General features: G+C 35.1%; 12 protein-coding genes. 10 read left to right on the top strand and 2 right to left on the bottom strand.

Translation table 11 applies throughout. The annotated features are described in order from the left end of the window. Positions 1-27: 27 nt before the first annotated feature. The 7 genes from IGJ50_RS14870 (at position 28) to IGJ50_RS14840 (ending at position 7,949) form a co-directional block, all read left to right on the top strand. The gene (locus IGJ50_RS14870) at positions 28-582 is read left to right on the top strand and encodes a hypothetical protein (protein ID WP_083244416.1); all 555 of its coding nucleotides are present in this window, start codon (positions 28-30) and stop codon (positions 580-582) included. Between the two features lie 24 nt (positions 583-606). Beyond that, entirely contained in the window at positions 607-1,338 is a 732-nt protein-coding gene (gene lepB, locus IGJ50_RS14865) for a signal peptidase I (protein WP_429951145.1), read from the top strand. 20 nt (positions 1,339-1,358) lie between these two features. Further along, complete coding sequence (gene lepB / locus IGJ50_RS14860) at positions 1,359-2,066, top strand: signal peptidase I (RefSeq protein ID WP_429951143.1); 708 nt, start codon at positions 1,359-1,361, stop codon at positions 2,064-2,066. Positions 2,067-2,093: 27 nt separating this feature from the next. Next, entirely contained in the window at positions 2,094-4,685 is a 2,592-nt protein-coding gene (locus IGJ50_RS14855; protein ID WP_429951141.1) for a YfhO family protein, read from the top strand. Next, complete coding sequence (locus IGJ50_RS14850; protein WP_207120362.1) at positions 4,682-5,626, top strand: DUF5067 domain-containing protein; 945 nt, start codon at positions 4,682-4,684, stop codon at positions 5,624-5,626. The genes IGJ50_RS14855 and IGJ50_RS14850 overlap by 4 nt, the downstream gene beginning before the upstream one ends. Positions 5,627-5,636: 10 nt before the next feature. After that, positions 5,637-6,377 carry a hypothetical protein gene (locus IGJ50_RS14845; RefSeq protein WP_069641087.1) on the top strand — a complete coding sequence of 247 codons (741 nt, stop codon included), beginning with the start codon at positions 5,637-5,639 and terminating at the stop codon, positions 6,375-6,377. 261 nt (positions 6,378-6,638) lie between these two features. Then, the gene (locus tag IGJ50_RS14840; RefSeq protein WP_207120363.1) at positions 6,639-7,949 is read left to right on the top strand and encodes a carbohydrate-binding domain-containing protein; all 1,311 of its coding nucleotides are present in this window, start codon (positions 6,639-6,641) and stop codon (positions 7,947-7,949) included. A gap of 125 nt (positions 7,950-8,074) precedes the next feature. Here IGJ50_RS14840 and IGJ50_RS14835 read toward each other — a convergent pair whose 3' ends face one another. Next, a complete protein-coding gene (locus IGJ50_RS14835) occupies positions 8,075-11,536 on the bottom strand; it encodes a M60 family metallopeptidase (protein ID WP_429951138.1) in 3,462 nt (1,153 codons plus the stop codon). Between the two features lie 633 nt (positions 11,537-12,169). Between IGJ50_RS14835 and IGJ50_RS14830 the strand changes: the two genes are divergently transcribed. After that, positions 12,170-13,690 (top strand): helix-turn-helix domain-containing protein, encoded by a 1,521-nt coding sequence (locus IGJ50_RS14830; protein ID WP_429951136.1) that lies wholly within the window; start codon positions 12,170-12,172, stop codon positions 13,688-13,690. A 1-nt stretch (position 13,691) separates the two neighbouring features. Here the strand turns inward: IGJ50_RS14830 and IGJ50_RS14825 are convergent, their stop codons facing one another. After that, the gene (locus IGJ50_RS14825; protein ID WP_429951134.1) at positions 13,692-15,197 is read right to left on the bottom strand and encodes a helix-turn-helix domain-containing protein; all 1,506 of its coding nucleotides are present in this window, start codon (positions 15,195-15,197) and stop codon (positions 13,692-13,694) included. Between the two features lie 237 nt (positions 15,198-15,434). On the opposite strand from IGJ50_RS14825, the gene IGJ50_RS14820 reads away from it, so the two are divergent. After that, positions 15,435-16,124 (top strand): DNA-binding response regulator, encoded by a 690-nt coding sequence (locus IGJ50_RS14820; RefSeq protein WP_069641091.1) that lies wholly within the window; start codon positions 15,435-15,437, stop codon positions 16,122-16,124. Positions 16,125-16,744: 620 nt separating this feature from the next. After that, positions 16,745-19,999 (top strand): hypothetical protein, encoded by a 3,255-nt coding sequence (locus IGJ50_RS14815; RefSeq protein ID WP_429951132.1) that lies wholly within the window; start codon positions 16,745-16,747, stop codon positions 19,997-19,999. Positions 20,000-20,021 lie beyond the last annotated feature (22 nt).

Raw genomic sequence — 20,021 nt, 5'->3', positions numbered from 1 at the left:
TTTCGAACGAGCCGGAAGTACAAAAAAATGAAAATGAAGCGTCCTCCAAAGAACAAAAAAAAGCGGCGAGTATTTTTACGACAACGGAAACAATTAGCAAAAAAACAGAAAAATCAGCGTACATGGAGCGTAATTCTGTTTCTTTTAGCAGGAGTGAGCTTAGGTGGCGGATTTTATTCGCGGAATTATCAACAAAATCATTTGCAAGGAGAAGATTCCGAAGCATTGGTGCAAAGCTATTATTTACTAGAGGATGCGAAAATTCAAATAAGCAATATACAAGCAGGTGAAAATCCACAAAAATCTATCAAAAATATTCAAGAAATCACGTCTCGTCTGGCAAGCTATGGCGCACGTAAATCTTCCCCTAATTTGAAAGAAGATGGGCAAACGCTATTGAATAGGCACTACACGCTTTTAAGAGAAGTGGGCGTCAATTTAAATAGTCAAACCGTAGAAAGTTTGCAAAAAGAAGAAACGGCTGCTTCTTATTTAAAAGATCTTGAGAAGGCGCATGACAGTCAAAATAAAGTTTTTAAACGTTTTGGTGTCAATGAAGGAGCGCTAAAAAAGAAAAAATAAGGATGACGATCAGAGGTGCTGAACGTGGGTGCAAAGAAACAAGGATTGTCTAATGAGAACAAGCGAAAAGTTGCTCTAAATAAGAAAAAAAAACCTCGAAAAGCCAACACAGAACAGACCCGAAATCAGAAAAAACAACAAATCGCGAGAAAAAATGATCGATCGAAGAAAAAGCCGAGGGGTCAAAAAAGTAAACGAAGAAAACAGCAACGAAGAAAACCTAAGCAAATGTTTTTTTTGAAAGAATTTTCTATAACGCTACTGATTTCTGTGTTGTTGATTAGTCTCGTACTTTGGTTCACCGTTCAATTACCAAAGGTTGAGGGCTATTCAATGACCCCGACGATCAATGATCAAGATCGATTGTTTGTTTCAAAGAAAAGTGACATTCGTCGATTTAGTCTAGTTTCATTTAAAAGCCCTAAAGAAGAGGACGGAATGATTCGGCGAGTAATCGGTCTCCCTGGTGAGAAACTATATTATCAACAAGGTAGCTTGTTTATTAATGGCGAAGAAATTCCAGAACGATTTTTGTCTACGACATTATCAGAATTTTCAGAAGAGCCCCAAACAGCTGATTTCACCTTAAAAGAAGTTTTAAAAGTGGATCGGGTACCAGAAGATAGTTACTTTGTGTTAGGTGATAATCGTTTATACGCAACAGATAGTCGCTATTTCGGGTTTGTTAAGAAAAAAAATATCACTGGAGTAGTCAAAGCAAGGATTTTCCCAATCCATGCGATGCGTCAGTTTTGATAAGAGTTGAGGAAACAGAAATGAATGAACAAAAACAACCCAAGAGGAAAAAACAAAGAGTTAAAAAGAAGCAGAACATGCAACCAACGTATGCTGAAAATAGACCTAGAAAGAAACGACCTGTATCTTCCAGCCGCAAAAAGAAATCATTAAAGAAGACTTTGAAAAAAATAGGCGGAAAAGTTTTACGATCTCTCAAACAAAAAGAAACAATTTGGCTACTGGTATTATTGACAGTTATTGTCCTTTTTTTCTTGAGATTTTCAACACATCGAGTAGATGGACAATCAATGGAACCAACCTTTCAAACGAATGATCGGATCTTGATTTCTCCTAGTAATACGCTTAGTCGCTATGCTGTTGTTACGTTTGAACCTAAAAATATCAAAAATGAGTCTTATGTAAAAAGAATTATTGGGATGCCTGGAGATCGGATTCAGCTGATGGGCAATGCATTATTTTTATTACCAAAAGAAAATGAAAAGAAAGAGAAGGTTGATTTAACTACTGAGGTACCAGATGGAACAATCAAGATCATGGTATCTGAAGCGGTGATGAACCAACTTCATCAATATGAACGGATTCCTAAAGATCGTTATTTTGTTCAAGGGGATAATCGTCTTCATTCAGATGATAGTCGTGTTTTTGGTTTGATCGACAAAGCGCAAATTGAAGGTGTTGTTCTTTATCGCTATTATCCATTTTCAAAAATGGGCATTGTGCACTAAGAAGATTGAAAGAAAGAGAGAAACCAAATGAAAACTATTCGAGCTTTTATGAGACAACACTATCCAGCGATGATTTTGAGTTTTAGCATACCTGTCGTACTGATGATCGTTGCTTATTATTCTATCGGCATCTATCCAGGGAGTGAACGAAGTATCCTAGCCACAGATTCATTTGCACAATATGCCAATTTTCATGCTAGTTTTAAAAATGTCCTTCAAGGCAAACAAAGCATTTTTTATACTTGGTCAGGCTCACTAGGACTAAATTATTGGGCCTTAGCAGCTTATTATCTGAATGGATTATTTACTCCTCTTGTGGGGTTGTTTGATAATGCAACGATGCCTGATACGATTTATTATCTAACATTATTGAAGTTTGGCGCTAGCGGACTTTCATTTTGGTTTTTTGCCCAACATACCTTCAAACTTGATCGCTGGTTAACTGTAGGATTAAGTATTTCTTATGCCTTGATGTCGTATGCAGTTGGTTATTCTGTCGTTATTATGTGGCTAGATACATTTGTTTACTTGCCTTTGATTGTTTGGGGGATTCATCGCCTGTTTGAACAGAAAAAACCAGTGCTTTTATTTAGCAGTTACCTTTTATTATTTATTTCAAATTTTTATATGGGATTTATGGTCGGCGTATTCACTTTTCTCTATGCGATAATCCGTACGTTATGCAATTGGTCAGAGTATAAAGGACAATTTTTATCCTATCTAGGTACGTCCTTATTGGCAGGTGGTGCGTCAATGATCACCGTATTGCCAGCCGTGATCGATTTGCGGACGAATGGTGAAAGCTTGAGTCCGATGTATACTTTTTTTACACCAGATACGGGACCGTGGGACTTTATTGCTAAGAATATGGTAGGTGTTTACGATACGTCTAAATATGAAAGTATGCCTTTTATTTATATTGGATTAATTCCGTTGGTTTTTTGTGTTTATTACTTTTTGAGTAAGGAAGTGGCTTGGAAAGAAAAAATAGGCTATGGTAGTTTGTTTTTATTATTGATTGCGAGTGTTTATGTATATCCTCTGAACCTATTTTGGCATGGATTACATGTACCGAATATGTTTTTATTCCGTTTTAGTTTCTTAGTTTCCTTTTTAGTGATTTTACTTGCAGGGTATGGACTTGAACGCTTTAAAAAAGAAGACAGTGATCGCTTGGTGAACGGTGTGCTGGGAATCATTGGGATTTTTCTGCTGTTTGTTTTTTTCTCTAATAAGAAACGCTACGATGTAATCACCATGGAGTCATTGATCTTAACAATAGGACTGTTGCTGATTTATTTAAGCATTTGGTTATTATGGGTGTCAAAATATAAAGTCAAAAAATGGATTCCAGTCGTTTTGCTGATCCTGATGATCGGTGAGGCTGGCTACAATGCTCGTTCGATGGTTGTCGGTATTTTATCCGATTGGGGCTATCCCTCGCGGATATTGTACACAAAAAATTATGAGGAAACAAAGCAATTAATTGAACAAACCAATCAAAAAGAAGAGTCATTTTTCCGATTAGAAAATTTAGATGTTGAGTCATTGAATACTAGCTTTAATTTTGGTTCCCATGGCGTGTCAATGTTTTCGTCGATTCGTAATCGCCACTCTTCGCAATATTTAAATGCACTGGGGTTCCGTTCTTTAGGGACCAATTTGACGATTGAATATGTAAATAATACCTTGTTGGCAGATACACTTGTTGGTATGAAATACAACTTGGCTAAAGATGACTTGATGAAATTTGGGTACAAAAAAGTCAGTAGTGCAGGGGAGTATACGCTGTATGAAAACGAGTATGCATTACCTTTAGGAATTTTAACAGATGACAAAATTTATGAGCCGACGGCCGTTCAAAACCAAACAGAATTATTTAATCATCTTTCCGGCATGGAAGGCGAACTTTTTAGCTTTGGTGAAGCAGCTTTGATTGAAACTGAAAATGCAATTGTAACAGAAGGCAAAACGCTCACGATTGCAGAGGAAGAACCCGCGTTGCCAAAACAAGTTACCTGGTTAGTCACCGTTCCAGCAAAATCACAAGGCTATTTAAGTTTGGTAGCAAAAGATATGGCCGAAGCAGTCAGTGTCAATGTCGATTTAAGAGTGGACGGAGTTAGTCGGAAAACGGGATTGATCAATACGGGTCAGTATTACAATCTGGGTTATTATGATGAACCGACAACAGTGGAAGTGACAGCCGCCTTTTCAGAAGGAAAACAGAAAGTAGAATTGTATCGACCAGATGCTGTTTTTCTTAATACGGAACGCTTTAAAACAGCTGCAGAAAAGATGCAAGAAAAAGGTATAGAGATTCAAACACAAGGGCGAACAGCAAAGGCATCGGTTTCTCTGAATAAAGAGCAGGTATTATTAACCACGATTCCTTATGACCGTGGTTGGAAAGTCTTGATTGATGGAGAACCTGCTGAAATTACTACATTTAAGGATGCTTTTTTATCTGTAAAACTCCCAGCTGGTAAACATGATATTGAATTTATCTTTTTACCTCAAGGATTTGTACTAGGAGCGAGTTTATTTGGTAGCTGTATCTTGATTTTTAGCGGATGTTTATGGTGGCGTAAAAAGCGACAAAGTGAGGCAGTAAAATGAAACAACGAATAATAGCGCTGATCTTTAGTGGCCTACTGTTCCTGACCTTAACAGGATGTCAAAAAGGCCAATTGGAAAAAGCAAATGAGACTTTCACAGCAGATGACAGTGAATACAGTTTTAAGCTTCCGAAAGGCTGGAAAGTCGAAAAAGAGTACAAAGAAACCTTTAATGAAGCTGCGGTATTTGGTGCGGAAGATAGCAACAGTCGTTCAGAGATGTTTGTTCGTGCTCAACCCAGTAAACCTCTTGATGAACAAGAATTAAAACAGGAGACGAAAGAAAGCTTGCTTGCGTTTTATAAATTAGAGGCAGGAGAAGTTGAAAGCTTTGACGTTGATGGTCTGCCTGCGATTCACTATTTAATGCCTAGTGTCTATAAAAAGAAAGCAGTTTGGTTGGATATGTATTTTGTTACTACGAAAACACATCTTGTGAATTTTCAATTTTATCGACCAAGAGATAATAGTGCTGAGAAACAAAAACAAGTGATTTATGAATCGGTGAAAACCTTAAAACAATTGCGCGGCAGTCAAACGCTTACGAGCAGCAGCCAGCAAAAAGGCGCAAAAAATAATCAGAAGTTAGAAAATCAGCGTGTTGCGATTCAACTGACAGGAAATAAGATTGTAGGAAATCAGTTGATTCTACGATATGTAATCACGAATAAGACCTCAGAAGACTTGATTCCAGTCGATGAATGGCAGCAAATGTTCTCTGTAACCGAGGCGGGAGAACATTTAGCTATTACAGAGCAGCCCAAGGCAGATGATACAGAGCTGGATTATTTATTAAAACAAAATAAACAACGATTACCAGCAAACGAATCAATAGAAAGTGCAGTTGTTTATACGCTTCAACCCGAAGGGACAATCACTATTCGGGTGAATGAGGGGCAAGTGAACAGCGATGAGCCAATGAGTTTAACCATTGAAAGATAGGAGGGCGTCTATGAAGCGATGGACAATTTGGTTGTTCCTAGTGACGATTGGATTTAGCTTAGCAGGATGTACACAAAAAACACAATCAACAGCAAACGAACAACTACCTAAAAATGAAGCTGCCTTTACATGGTGGTCAGATCGATCAAAACCATTTGGAGAGTATAACTACACGGTAATGGATGAGAAACAAGCACAAGACGATTTGGAAAATAAATTTCATGTAGTGCTGTTGCCCTCTTTTGATAAAGCCCGTGAATTGATTAAAACAGATTTTTTACTAGACGATGTTGTGGAAGAACCAGAAGAATTTACTATTAATGCAACGAAAAGAGAATTACGCTTCAGCAGTCAAATAAAATTCAAGAACCTGCAAGGTCAATATTCCTCTTATGGAACAGTGACAGCGAAATATGATTATTTAGAAGACCAAAAAAAGGTAAGACTGTCTAATCAACGAATCGAGTTGTATAACGCAACAGCTAATGAAAAATATAATGGTAAAAATTTAGATGATACGCTGAAAAAGCTAGGAACTCTTTTGGAACTAGACGATTTAGAGCAATTGTTGAAGAATTTTAAAAAGGAGACGGCAGATCAAGAGAAACGTAAAGGCAAAGATATTGTCATTTATGAAGATTTTCATGAAGGCCAAAAAAAGCATTTGTTTGGGAAAAGTTTTGGAGTAGAGTATAACGAGTTTGGCGTATTAGAGAAAATCTACGGGTTAACCATGGATTATCGAGTGTAACGATTCTTACAGAAAATTTGTAAAGGAGTACCAATAATCAAATAGCGAATTAACTTATTTTTAGTTATTTTATTTAATTTTATAAATAAAATAAAATAATGGTAGAAATGAGTTTATTTGCTATTTATAAGCGTTTTTAATCCATTGTTTTTTCAAAAAATTATCATTTTAACGAAAAACAAGATAAATAAATCGTTATTTTATGTGATAGAATAAAAGAACTGGAGACAGTAAATAAAAAAAGAAAGAGGTATGAAAAACATGGTTAAACTTAAAAATGTTGCTGGACTTTTATTCGTTGGTTTATCAGTAGGTTTACTAGCAGTAGCAGGAGGGCAAAAAGCATCTGCTGCGGAACTGTTAACAGCCAACACTGATTTGAAAGGTTACGATGCAACCGTAACTACAAAAGCGGATGGAACAAATGTATTGACAACAAAAAAAGGGGAATTTTTGCTAAACGAGAATTCTTCATTGTATAGTTCAAAAATCATTACGATTACGTTGAATAATACAAAACCTGTTAATATGGGCGCAATTCAAGCTAAAAGAACCTTGGAATTCCGTGGAAACGGTGAATTGAACGTCAATACAACAGAAGAGATTGGGATTAACGTTGGAGATCATTTGAAAGCCTTCAAATTTACAAAATATGGGAAAGGTCACGTAACCGCAACTGCTGCCGGAACGGGTGTCTTTGTTCATAATGAAATTCAAATGGATGGCGGAACAGTTGAAGGTTTCGGTACTAATTATGGTGTTTATAGTGAAAATGATATTAAACCTTACAATGATGCTGTATTAAAAGGAACAAGTAGTGAAGGTACAGGAATTTACGCTTACCGTGATATCTATGCATGGAAAGGTGCAACGGTTGTAGGGGAAGGAAAAGTTTCTGGTGCCCGTTCAATCATTGCACATATCCAAGCTGAAGATGCTGGCAGTTCAATAACTGGTATTTCTACTGATATCAACAGCTCCTTATCTGCCTTACATGCAGATAAACAAATGCTGCGTGCATACTCAGGTGCAGTTGTGCGTGAAGAATACAGAAAACCAACATTTGAAATTACAGATGATGTACCGATAGTTGTTACAGACTTTACGAGTGTTGCCCGCAATATGAGCAATATGAAGAACTATACATGGGTTTCAGAACCTGACAATGTATTTTTAAACGAACAAGGCGGATTACTAGGTGATGTAGCGAAAGGAACACCTAAAAATCTTAAAATTATTGGCTCACGTCAAGAAAGCAAACTAAATAAAAATGAAGTCAGTCAAATTAAAACAAACGGAAAACATGAAGTGATTTTTTCAGAAACGCCGACTAAATTTACCCTACCAGTAACAACAAAACATTGGGTATTAGATCAGGCTACAAATGAATATAAATTATATGAAGAAGTAGTTTACGATATCGAAGTTGGCGACACATTTAAAGTAAAAGACCATCTATATGATTTTAGCTTCACAGAATGGGATCTGATGAAAATAGATCGCGAAGATTTTGAAGTATTAAAAAATGGGAATGAATATGAAGTAAACTACTACTATGATGTAGATATGTAGAAAAAATCAGAATGATTAGATTCGCAAAAGCGTAAAAAAAATCTGATGTTTAAAAGAATAAGCAAAAAAAGCCGACACGTTTTTACGAATTGTAAAAGCGTGTCGGCTTTTTTGCTAAAAACAACTTATGGGACAGTTGATAAGGTCCAAAGCAACTGACTAGAATAAGAATCAATAGTTTTTGTTGTTGCTTCAGGAATCAACAAGTCTATACTAGGAACATTTGTTGTCGGCTCGTTAAAGTGAAACCGCCATCTTCCGCCGCCTTCACCAGCCTTGGCTGTAAGAACATTTTGAACAGAGCCGATGCCTTTTTCATCAAACGTCAAAGTGAAATTTGAATTTATAATAGAGGGAATTTTTGTTTGATCCGTTTTCTCTTCCGCATGAATAGCCGAAATAGACAATAGAGCACCGTCTAAAAGGATATTATTAGCTGTTTTGAACTGCTGGCTTTGCTGGACCTGTAAAACCCAATCACCAGGGATTGTTCTAGTATCCGTGATTTGAACATAGTGGGTAGCATCAAGCGGTTTTTCAGCAGTAACAAGCATGTCATCCTTTGAAATAGGGTGCGTGCCGAAGTGGATCGGCGAGACAAAATCTAGCGATAATTTGCCTTCTTTGGTGTATATATAAGTAACGGATTGTTCCTCAACAGTAAATCGTCCAGTGTTATTTTCAGGTGTCTCTTTTAATGTGTAGTCTTCAATTTGTTTCGGGGATGTTGTATAAGCAGTGCCGATTGTTCCGCTTAAAACATCTGGTGTATGGATAGGGTCATTTTGCTCATCGACGTAGTTGACGGTGACTGTACCAACTAATGCTTCAGGTGTTTCGTATAAGTTTAATCCTGTATCTGTTACTAAAAAGTATTGTGTGGGTCCGCTGAAAGCCTCATATTTTTTGCCTTCAACAAATGCAGTCAACGCCTTTGTAACATATTGTTGACTATCTAGATCTAAAGAAATCGCTTCTTTATTGATTCTGGCATGCGTTATTTCTATCATATCCCCTGTTTCCAAAGCGATGTTTTGATCATTGATCATCTTGGTAAAGGCACTGGCTCGAGTATTATTCTTTACTTCGATCATTGTAGGTGGTTTTTCTTGGTTCGCATAAGTTACTTTAATCGTGATCAAAGGCGTTGTTGAAGGATCTGATCCGTTCATGGTATAAGGATCAGCCCCTTGCGCGATGAGTTTTTTCTTGTCTTTATCAAAGGTCAACATTGTACCATAACCTCCGTGTCTTGGAAGAACGATGGTATCCTCAAAGTGATAGTTGAATGGAGCTAGATAGTTACCAACAGAACCAAATAAACTGTTTTGAGCAGTGAGTGATACGGTCTGATTAAGGTAACTGGATAACGATTGACCTTGTTTAATACTTTCTGTAGGAAGTGTTGTTCCAAAAGAAAAGGTCAGATCACCAGTGACTGGGTTGTCATAACTAGCAATAAAATCTTGTGGAATCAATGTTTTGGCGATGGGAAAGTCAGTCGGTTTCCACTGGATGACAGGCGCGAAATCAAGCTCTTTCCAGCCATTAGGCGTAATAATGTAATAGTACGTATCTTTATTTGTAGTAACTTTTTTGCCGTTGATGTAGCGAGACACACGTTTAGAGGATTCTCGATGATAGATTTCTACAATATCATTTTCAGCTACTTTAAAGGTATTGATTTTACTTGCAAAATGGACACCTGTATCACGACCATATCCTTCAGCGTAGAGCTTTTTTTCTTTCATTTTTGCGCTATAAACTGTTACTTTGGGGTAGATATTATTGGGTATATTTTGCAAAATTTGTTTTTGGTTTCCGATAGCCACAAGTTCTTTTGTACTAGGGTCATAATCTAAGGCAGCATAAGAGCCATTTTGACCAGCCATGACGTAAGTATTGTTTGGGATGATTTGTGTTGGAACACTAAATCTATTTTTGATCATCCGTTCATTTTCAAAATAGGCATATCCGTCTTGGATACTAAAATTTGTTGGATCAGCAATATCACTTTTTAGATAGCGAACAGGAGATGTGATTGGTTCTGAACGAAGATTAGAAAAGCATGATTCTAAAGAAAAACGATTCATCTCTTCAAAAGGGATCCTGATCGAAGCTGTTGTATCAGTTAAATCTGCATAAGGTAACGTATAAGTACTCTCCGAAATACGATAAGTGCCATCTTGTTCTTCTTGTTCTGTTGCCAAGATATCTTTCCAAATTTCTTTTTCTAGAGGTGGTAACTGAAGAGCTGACAATGTTTGTTTCGTCTCTTCAGTTACCGCAAAATGCCAAAAATCAAAATAGGGAGTCAAATCTCGATTAGCTATTTTTGAAGCCATAATAATGAAAAATTGCTTTTTCTCTTCGTTAGTACTTGGTAAATCAACTGCAGGCGTTGCGCGATAAAGCTTATTCAATTCAGGGTAAAAATCGTAGCCGAATGTTCTAGGTAAAGTAACGTACATCCCTAACGCAGCAAAATAAAAATCCGTTGGGTATTTGGCAATCTCTGCTTCCATAGTCCAGGAAGAATCATTTTGGATATTGGTAAAATAACGAGCAACTTTTGCTCTGTAATTATTATGTTTATTATTTGGACTCATGATTGCATCGTAAGGACTATTATTACCAGTAAGGTGAGATTGGACATAGTCCGAATAAATGTTAACCGTCACTTCACTCATATTATCCCAAGTATAAAATGGATTTTGATAAGAGTGCCCAATTTCATGAAACAACCCCCAGTTTGTCATATTTTCTCCAGAATTAAAGATCTCTCTATCTCCTGTTGTAGCACTATGCATCCCCAAATGGAAATCTGTACAATAAAATTTTCCGATACCATCTGAAGGATTAGCGATATGAATCCGCTGTGGTGCTTTTTTCGTAATGCCAAGACCATTGAAATCAAGACCTGCTGCATCATTTTCAAGACGAATCGCTTGGGACACATAGTTCATGAAGCGATTGACTTGCTCATCTTTTAGAAAAATATCTTTAGCCCGATCCATCCTGATGGTAGCAATCGTATCTTCGTTCACGAATTCCATGAAAGGGACATCACTAAACTGCTCTAATGAAGCTTTAAAATCTTCAACAGAAGTTTTGCCTTGGATAAAATAAGGAACATTGATATTTTTAGATAAGCTGATCTGGACTGTTTGCGTGGTGGAGGAATTAACGAGATAAACCATTCCACCGGTTAAAGAATTGGTAAAGCGATTCTGTCCTTGTTGCAGCTTGGCTTTTCCAGAATTGAACTGAAGCTTTCCGTCAGTAAGTCCGGTAACATTGGTATAATTTCCCCATTGCCCAACATGTAATTCTAAATTTTCGGGTATTTCTTCCACATAAATGATGATTTCTTCATCTTTTGGTAAAAAAATACCTGTGGATTCAAAAGAGGTGTGGGCATTTCGACGTTGCTCTTTGCCTTGCTCCGTTTTTGCATCTCCTCTAGGAATGATCGTCATTTTCAATAAATCTGCTGACTCAGCGTAAATGCTCCGTGGGGAAAACGCTATGTTGAGAAGGATGGTTAAAACGAATAGACAAAATAAGTGTGATATTTTAACTTTCAATTAAATAAGTCTCCTTATCGTTCGTTAGAAGCTGATTTTTACAGCGAACGCTAATATGTATTTTTTTGCAACAATACATTATATAGTTTTTGAAAAAAAAGTTCTTTCAATTAAAGTTCTACAGGAAGAAGAAAAAGAAAAAGAGAATAAAAGAGATATTTGGAGGACAAAATGATAGAGAGAAAGTTGATTTTTTCATGTAATATACTTTTAGAAATTATTTATTTAGTAAATTTAGAACAAGATTGACAAGCTAGAAAGTATATTTAAGTCTCTTTTTTATAAAGGGAATATAACTTTTTTTAAAAAAATAAGAATAAAATTTTTCTTAAAAATAGTGATCTTCTAAAGATGTGATAGCATTGAAGAAAACCGTTAATATTGAGTTTCAATGAGTTTATAACAGAAAAATATTGATTTTCAGAATGTGTGATTCTTTTTTTTTGTCGAAAAAAGAGACTTAACTACGTAAGCAAAAAAAGAAAAATATTATATTATTAGTAAATGTTATTTCAAAAACTTCTTAACGAGAGGAAGAAAAGGAAAAAAAGAAAAATGAGAAACAGTTATGATAATAACGATGTCGAAAAGTTGGAAAAAGAAATCAAATCGATAAAAAGAAGGTGAATAAATGTGCGTATTTTTTTGGATGATGTTTATGATAGACGCATAAATGTTTTAAGCTATGTAGATAATCAAAGAAAAGAAGTGAGTTTAGCAGAAATAGGGAAGGCGACAAAGCTTTCAAAAAAGACTGTTTCAATGATTATTAAACAGTTTGAACAGGAACTAGATGTTTCAAAAGAACAATTTGAAGTTTATTATACCAATCAGACGATACAAGGTGTGCATGCAAATAATTTAGATATAGTAAGTATTAGTAATAAACATTTAAAACAATCTATATTGTATAAAATGATCAAACATCTTTTTTTGATGGACAGAATCGATGCGATTACTTTTTGTGATATAGAATTTATAAGTCCTGCGACATTCTCTCGTCATCGAAGAAGACTGCAGAAAATATTGAGTCGATGTGAGCTGAGTTTAACTCGAACCAATGAGATAGAAGGCGATGAATTAAGGATTAGGAATTTCTTTTTTCTCTTTTTTTCAAATGCTTTAAATAGTTGGACATTTGATACAGATAGTTATGAGGAGATTGCTGATTATTTAAGTAGCAATATCAAAGAGTGGGATAAAATAGACAGTGTTAAAAAGAATAAATTCTGTTTATTAATTTACATTTGTAATGTCCGCTTTAGTCATAAAAAAAGTATAGAGAAAAGTATCCTATCTAAGCTGTCAGCACAATTTCAAGAGGGGCTTTATACAAACTTGTTTTTTGACTATTTTCATTTACATAAGAATAGAACAGCGCAACAATCTTGGGATGAAACGAGTGCCGTATTATTTTTGCTGTATAAAGAACGCTTATCACATGAAGAGTCATTTGAAATTGAGGAATACCCCAAATTTTTTAATGAAACGAATTTTAGCTTTATAAAATACAGTAATCTATTAACTGATAAAATAATCACTACTTTTTTTCGAGAGACAACGAGTTCATCGATTTATTGGGAAATAAGAAAAGAAATAGATATGATGCACTTACTATTTGAGACCAGCTTTATTGATCCTAGAATTTTTTATTATATTTACGATGAAAAAAGTTATTATCATGCGGATACAGCGGAACAAAAAATTCAACTGGGCGTTCAAAATCTTATGTGTGAGTTGATCGATCAGACGGAATATGGTCTGTTTTTTAAAGAAATCAAAAAATCTATCAATCGAGAAACATTGACAGATTACGTCTATTTAGTAGTCTATACCATTTTAACGAAATTCCTGCAAATGGACTTTCCGAAAGTTAAGATTTTGATACAAAATTCTAAGGTATTCGTAGAACCCATTTTACGCCAAAAAATTAATCTCATTTTTAGTGACAGAGTTGAATTTGTAGAAAATCAAAGTGCTTCTCCCGACGTTATTGTGACCGATGTTCAGCTACAGCAAATAGAGCCAAAAGCGAAAGTGATTTTTATCTCCTCTTTTTCAAACAGTTTCGATTTTTCTCTACTGTTAGAAGAAATAGAAGAAAAAATTTTGATGTTTTACTATGAAAGAACACTAGTGGTGAACAGCAAGTAAGCTACGATTGCTTCAATTGAGGATTATGAAGAGCATAAATTTTGCCGCTGACAAATAGAATCAAAGCCTTCCAAGTTTCGGGATCATGAGAATGCTCAAAATGAAAGCTACGTACATTTGTTTGCTCCAATTCATAAGAATCAGAAATAATGATATCCGCCTTATCAGCATCAAAAGTAAAACCTAATGTCGAATCGCCAAAAATAATCAATAAGTTATTCTTGATAAAATCATAAATAAAGTTATTAGGCGAATGTTGAATAAAAATCAATAGCTTAGCCTCTTTTTCAGCACTTTTCAAAATGGAATGAAAAAATTTTGCCATTAAAGAGATAAAACCAGGCTTCATATATTTTTTCAATAAAGGTTCGCTAACCATCGCTTCTTTTACGAATGATCGATAAGAATCTTCATTTGGAGCAAACCATTTTGCTTTAGATTCAACAGAGTCATTTACCAAAAATCGTCTAAAATCTATGCCGATATAGCGAATATATAACAAGTTTATGATCAATAAATAATAATTTTTAAGATAATTATCGCTTGTGAGCTTTACATTATAAGCCAATAATAGCTTATTTAAAATTTTTGTAGTTAACAAAGCGATGGGGAGTTCAGAGTTGATAAAATGTTGCGCAATTCTCTTTTTTTCTTCGTCAGAATCAATATTAGCGACAAGGAATCTCGATAAAAAACCAAAGAAATAAGCTTCGCTTTTCACATCGATGGAATCTAAATCGACATGATCTAACTCAGAAAATAAAAGAGTAGGCGATTCTTGCTCAAAAAAGCGAAGATAGTCCATAAATTCATCAGAAAGGATCAGGCTCTCTTTTCTATAGAGCATACGCCAAAATGTTGCGTTTTGAAAATATCGGATTCTATTTTTTTGTGAAAAAGATAGTCGTTCATCATCAACGACTATGGGCATTGTCTGATAAGCACTCGGTGTTTTTTCAAAGGGCCATTCCAATCCTTTAAATATAATCCAAAACAAAATAAAACCTAAGACACGAATATTTTTCTCTTCCCCAATTATGTTGGTTTGATAAAGTGTGGGTGCAAAAGAAATCTTCAAATGAAATGGAGACAAAAGGTTTTTTAGTTGTTTTAAATTTGAATAAACGTGAGACGGGCTTAAAGATAAATCTTGAGCTAAAGACTCAACGGAAACATAGTGTCTTTTTAACAGAGCAGCCAGAATCGAGAACCGTTGCGAATGCTTGATATAGTAGAGTCTCATGGAATCAATCACATAGCTAAACGTTAAAGAATCAGCTAAATTAATCATATAAAGAAGTTTTATTTTTCTTATTTTTACTTGTTGATATGGAAACATATGGTTTAGATCGTCATTGAGCTTTTGTTTATAACGATAAAAGGTCTTGCTAGAAATAGTAAACTTTTTCATCATATCCTTAGTGGACACACCATTCGGGGCATAGAGAAGTTCTTTTAATAATTCGAAGCGAAGTGTTTCATTTTTTTTCATAAAAAGAGATTCCATTCTAAACACTCCTTACTTGTATGTAGCATTGCTTAAATACATAGATATAATAGCATAAAGTCTTTAAGGAAGCTTGTAGAGATGATTAGAAAATTAAATAAATTTCAATTATTTCTTAACCCTCTGCCTGTATTGAAAACAATATAAAACGAAATGATTTATCATAACAAATAGATAAATAAAAAATAAAAAAAATAGAGAATAGTTAACTAAATTGAAAAGGAGCGAATATTTTAAATGCATAACATAGGGATACTTTATCTAAACGAATCAACAGATAATGTGATTAACCATGAATTTTTAAGCCAAAAATATAACATAATCGAACTAACAGAAGATAGTAAGCCAGTCGATGAATTACACGCAGTCATTATTCGAGAGGAAGAAACGTCAGATTTAAGTACTATTTGTGACCTAATATTGAAGATTAGAAAACAATCGCAGTGTTATATATGGGTTTCTACTGTAACAGAAAGTTCGGTAGGGAAATTAGTTTATTTACAATTAGGTGCCGATCAAGTATTTGAAGCGAACAGAGAAATAAAAGAGATCGGTTTGATTATCGACAATGCCTTATGCAGAATCGGACAGGAAAATCGACCGAATCAATCAATTGAAGAGATTTCAGAAAACAAAAGCATGTTCCAACTGAACTCTAGTAATATCAGTGTTGTGATAGACGGCGGAAACGAAGTTGTCTTGACTAAGCTTGAATATAAAATCGCGGAGCTACTATTAAAGACCCCAAATACAGCGGTCGACTACGAAACGATTTATCAACAAATCTGGAATGATGACTCATTAGAAAACAAACGCTACCGTGTGGCTAATGTTGTTTATCACTTAAGAAGAAAAGTTGAAACAAACATTAAAAAGCCGAAATTTATTAAGACTGTTCGCTCAAGAGGATATATGTTGAATATTTAACGAATAGCTCTTGCAGCACAATAGAAATAAAATAATAAGTATTTTTATTTGTTTCATACTATAACCGAGAAAATACCTGAACGGACACTTTATTAGGGTCAGTTCATACATAGAAGAATTTTTGCAATCAAAAAGAATGAATTTCAAATAATTCCACACCTTGTGATGATGTTGAAAGAACAGATTAGTGGAATAAGATATCATTATATTTATAGTTTTAACTATTTATTTATAAAAAACATCATTTTAATTAAATTAATTTCTTTTATTATCTATTAATATAAAATGTATTTTTCGGGAATTTAAGTTAAGAGCCGATTTACTATGATTTGAAATGAGCCTAATTTAAGTAGTGAAAGGTAAAATAATCGCGTTTTTTGATAGTGAATGCAAGAACTATCTTTCGCTTACTTCCTTAAGTGCTGAAAAAGATGAAAGAAACATAAAAAGAAATAATATATAATTACGCTTGTTGGTTTTAAAAAATGATGTAAATAAATATGGGGATAGTATTATATTGTTTTCTTCTTTATTAACTTATAAAGTTGAAATAAAAAAATGTAATTCATTTTTTTATTAAATTGAAAAAGATGAATTATGGAAAGAAAGGAGGAGAAACAATGAAAAAAAGAAATGTTGGAATAGCGGGTTCAATATTTTCCCTGTTATTGGTATCTGGGATTGTTTATTGGAGTGGGAGTAGTATAAAAGCCGAAAACGTTGATGCAAATGAATCAGAGCAAGTATCGAAAACAACAACCCCAAGAAGTATAACAAGAGAACATCTAACAGAAGAATTTCTTGCGAATCCAGAAAGTGAAGGATGGAAAGAAATTCGAACAATTGAACATGCATCAATACCACTTGATGGTGGAAAAACATTTAATTTTGGTGTAGGTGGGTATGATCCGAGTGCAGTAGTTGCTAATGTTCCTTCTAATTCAGTTATAGGAAAAGATGTCAATGCACGTGGAGATAAGCAATTTTTAGTTACACCAAATATCTATTTAAAATCAGGATCGACCTACGTAGCTGCTATAGCGAGTCCGGAGTCATACCCAAGGAGTGATCTTCTAAGCTGGAGTTATCAGACTGCTAAACAGACGGATAAGACATATAGCATGAATGTAGACAATATTAGGGTTCCTACCTATAATAAACCCCCCACTGCTGTAGATGGACATTATTATAAAAAAACATTGAGAAATGGTATGACAGCTTATATGTATCGTTATTATACAATAACTAAAAATATACCTGCAAGTAATAATGCCACCACGGGCAATCCTAATCCTTATGAGGTGGAAAATGATATTCAGATAGCGAATACGATGATTATGACAGGACAAAGAAATGGCTCAGTCAAGGTTGATTACTTTGTCCAAAATTTACCCTATTTGAGGACTGAAAATCCAGCTTATGATTATAAATTAGAAAAGGCGCCTAACAGAATTGATGCATACGTACCAAGTGAAACACCTAATACAAAAGTTCTAAATAGTTTTACACTTAATGGAGGAATAAAACCTAAATTAGGTACTAATAATCAACCTCCTGTGAGATTGATAGGAGATCAGATTGGAGCATATGTTGAGGGTGCCGATAGAGTTATGGGTAACACGAGAATCAATTATTATATGAATTTAGCGAACGGACCAGAGAATTGGACTGGTGGGAATGACCATAAGAACTTTTATGGAGAACCGTGGAATCCTTTGAGCTTTTCTGATAGGTTTGCGACTGGGTACGAAGCAATACCAGGAGCAGAGGGAGAAAAGGGAGCAGCAGGGACATACCTGTATAAAAATACTAGTACAATTATAAATGGGAGTAATGTTTATATTTATCCTCAAATAATGGTTAAAAATCAGCCAAGAGCTGAATTTAAACCTGGGGACCTTGAAGGGTACAGTTTCCAATATGGGATGAGTATTGTTTCGGATGCACCAACTCTTTATTTGGATGAAGATGAATACAATATAACCGATCAAAAACCGACAGCCAAAGTATCTGGTGTTTGGTATGATGGATCTAATTTGGCTACAACAATTTGTTACTCCATTGACGGTGGACCAGAACAAGAATATAAGCCAGATCCATATACATCGAATGCGCAATTAGGGAATGAAATGTCGTTTGAATTAGAGATTCCTAACCTATCTAAAGAAGAGCATACGATTACTATGTATGCCCAAAACAGCGAGGAATCGCCAAAAAAATCAACGACTCAAACTGCTAAAATTGTCTATGTAGCAGGAGAACCAAAGTTAACATTAGATAAAAAAAATGGCGGTGTAGGTCAGGACTTTACTGTATCAGGAAGCGTCATCAATAAGATTGCTGCAGAGCCTGATCGCGAACTTCATTATAATCCTACTGATATCTACATTAAGAAAACAGATGCACCAGATAGTAGCTACAAACTTGCGACAACGATTGATGCTAATTCAGCGGACAGTAGATTTTCTTATACGATTCCAGCTTCTGAAATACCATTAGTTGCAAATGCCGATTATCGCTTTTCAATTCGGGCAATCAATAAATACGATATGATTTCAAACGTTGAAGATATCCGTTTGGCAGTCAATCATGCAAAACCGACATTTGAGTTAGCAAGCGATATTATTCAGATTTTGGATAATACAAAACCATCTTATACATTAGAGTTGGCGAAATTAAAACACACAGGAGACTCTTACCCACTATTTATTCAATATAAAGTGGATGGTGAGGCGAACTGGACTAAATTAGATAAAGTGATCGGTGCAACTGATCCAAGTAAACCGATGATTGAAACCGCTAATGCGACTTTTGAAATCCCAGCAGAAAAACTTCCTTTTGAAACTGCACACACTGTAACGGTTACAATTGTTGATAATTTTGGTGTGGAAGCGGATGTTCAAAATGTCGAGTTTATTAAGCCAGGAAAACCAGCGTTAGTCTTAGATAACAAGAATGGTCCTTCACTCGGTGAAACGCAAACCGTAAAAGGAACGATCACAACAGAATACTTCCCAGCAAAACTTCAATATAAGATCGTAAAAAATGGAGAAGCTGGTGCAGTTTACAAGGAACTTTCAGAAAACGATGTGGTCATTGATCAAACGAGTGGAAAATTTAGCTTTACATTAGATAAAGGGTTGTTTCCAGTTGGTGCCAGTTACGAAATTTTCGTAAAAGGAATGGATAAATATAACCAAGAAACAGAAGAAGTAAGTTATCGTCTAACAGAAGTCGTTCATTTTAAAGTCAAGTTTGTCAATGCAATAGGAGCTACGATTCATCCAGATATTACAATTGACCGAGCACTAAATGACACGATTGATTTATCGGTGGAGCAAGCAGTGCAAGATACACTGATGAAGCTTAAAGAAGAATACACATTTGATGAGTCTTCGTTACCAAAGGGCGAGCTAGCTGTAGATAGTTCTAGCGCTTCTTGGGAATATAAGTTTACAGGACGTTTAGTCTACCTATCGTCTCCAGAATCATTTGATTTCAAGTTGAATATAGCCTCTTATAAAAAAATAAGAGTAGACGATCCAGAAGTTATTGGTCTACCACTAGTTGTCTCAGATACTAGAGAAAGTAAGCCTGGTTGGTCATTAAGCGTGAAGCTAACAGAAGAATTGTTAAATCAGGATGGTAAGACTATCCTTAAAAATGCTATTCGTTATAAGAACGGTAAAACAGAAACGATTTTAAATAATCAGGGATATCAGATCGTTTCTCACTTAGATTCTGGAAAGTACGATGTAAGCAAGGAATGGAGTGCTGATGGGAACGGACTTAAGCTAGAAATTGCACCTGGTGCAGTGAATGCTTTAGGGAAGTACCATGGAGAGATTCTATTTGAGTTGAGTGAGACGCCATGATGAGAAGGAAGGATGATAAAAA

The organism is Enterococcus sp. AZ101 (assembly GCF_050499005.1).
Lineage (GTDB): Bacteria > Bacillota > Bacilli > Lactobacillales > Enterococcaceae > Enterococcus_L > Enterococcus_L ureilyticus.
This window is presented reverse-complemented; position numbering and strand designations above follow the sequence as displayed.

Excerpts from the sequence above, each read along its gene's own strand:
- IGJ50_RS14870 (WP_083244416.1), top strand. The coding sequence starts at position 28 with ATGAAAATGAAGCGTCCTCCAAAGAACAAAAAAAAGCGGCGAGTATTT.
- lepB (WP_429951143.1), top strand. The coding sequence starts at position 1,359 with ATGAATGAACAAAAACAACCCAAGAGGAAAAAACAAAGAGTTAAAAAG.
- IGJ50_RS14855 (WP_429951141.1), top strand. The coding sequence starts at position 2,094 with ATGAAAACTATTCGAGCTTTTATGAGACAACACTATCCAGCGATGATT.
- IGJ50_RS14850 (WP_207120362.1), top strand. The coding sequence starts at position 4,682 with ATGAAACAACGAATAATAGCGCTGATCTTTAGTGGCCTACTGTTCCTG.
- IGJ50_RS14845 (WP_069641087.1), top strand. The coding sequence starts at position 5,637 with ATGAAGCGATGGACAATTTGGTTGTTCCTAGTGACGATTGGATTTAGC.
- IGJ50_RS14840 (WP_207120363.1), top strand. The coding sequence starts at position 6,639 with ATGGTTAAACTTAAAAATGTTGCTGGACTTTTATTCGTTGGTTTATCA.
- IGJ50_RS14825 (WP_429951134.1), bottom strand. The coding sequence starts at position 15,197 with ATGGAATCTCTTTTTATGAAAAAAAATGAAACACTTCGCTTCGAATTA.
- IGJ50_RS14820 (WP_069641091.1), top strand. The coding sequence starts at position 15,435 with ATGCATAACATAGGGATACTTTATCTAAACGAATCAACAGATAATGTG.
- IGJ50_RS14815 (WP_429951132.1), top strand. The coding sequence starts at position 16,745 with ATGAAAAAAAGAAATGTTGGAATAGCGGGTTCAATATTTTCCCTGTTA.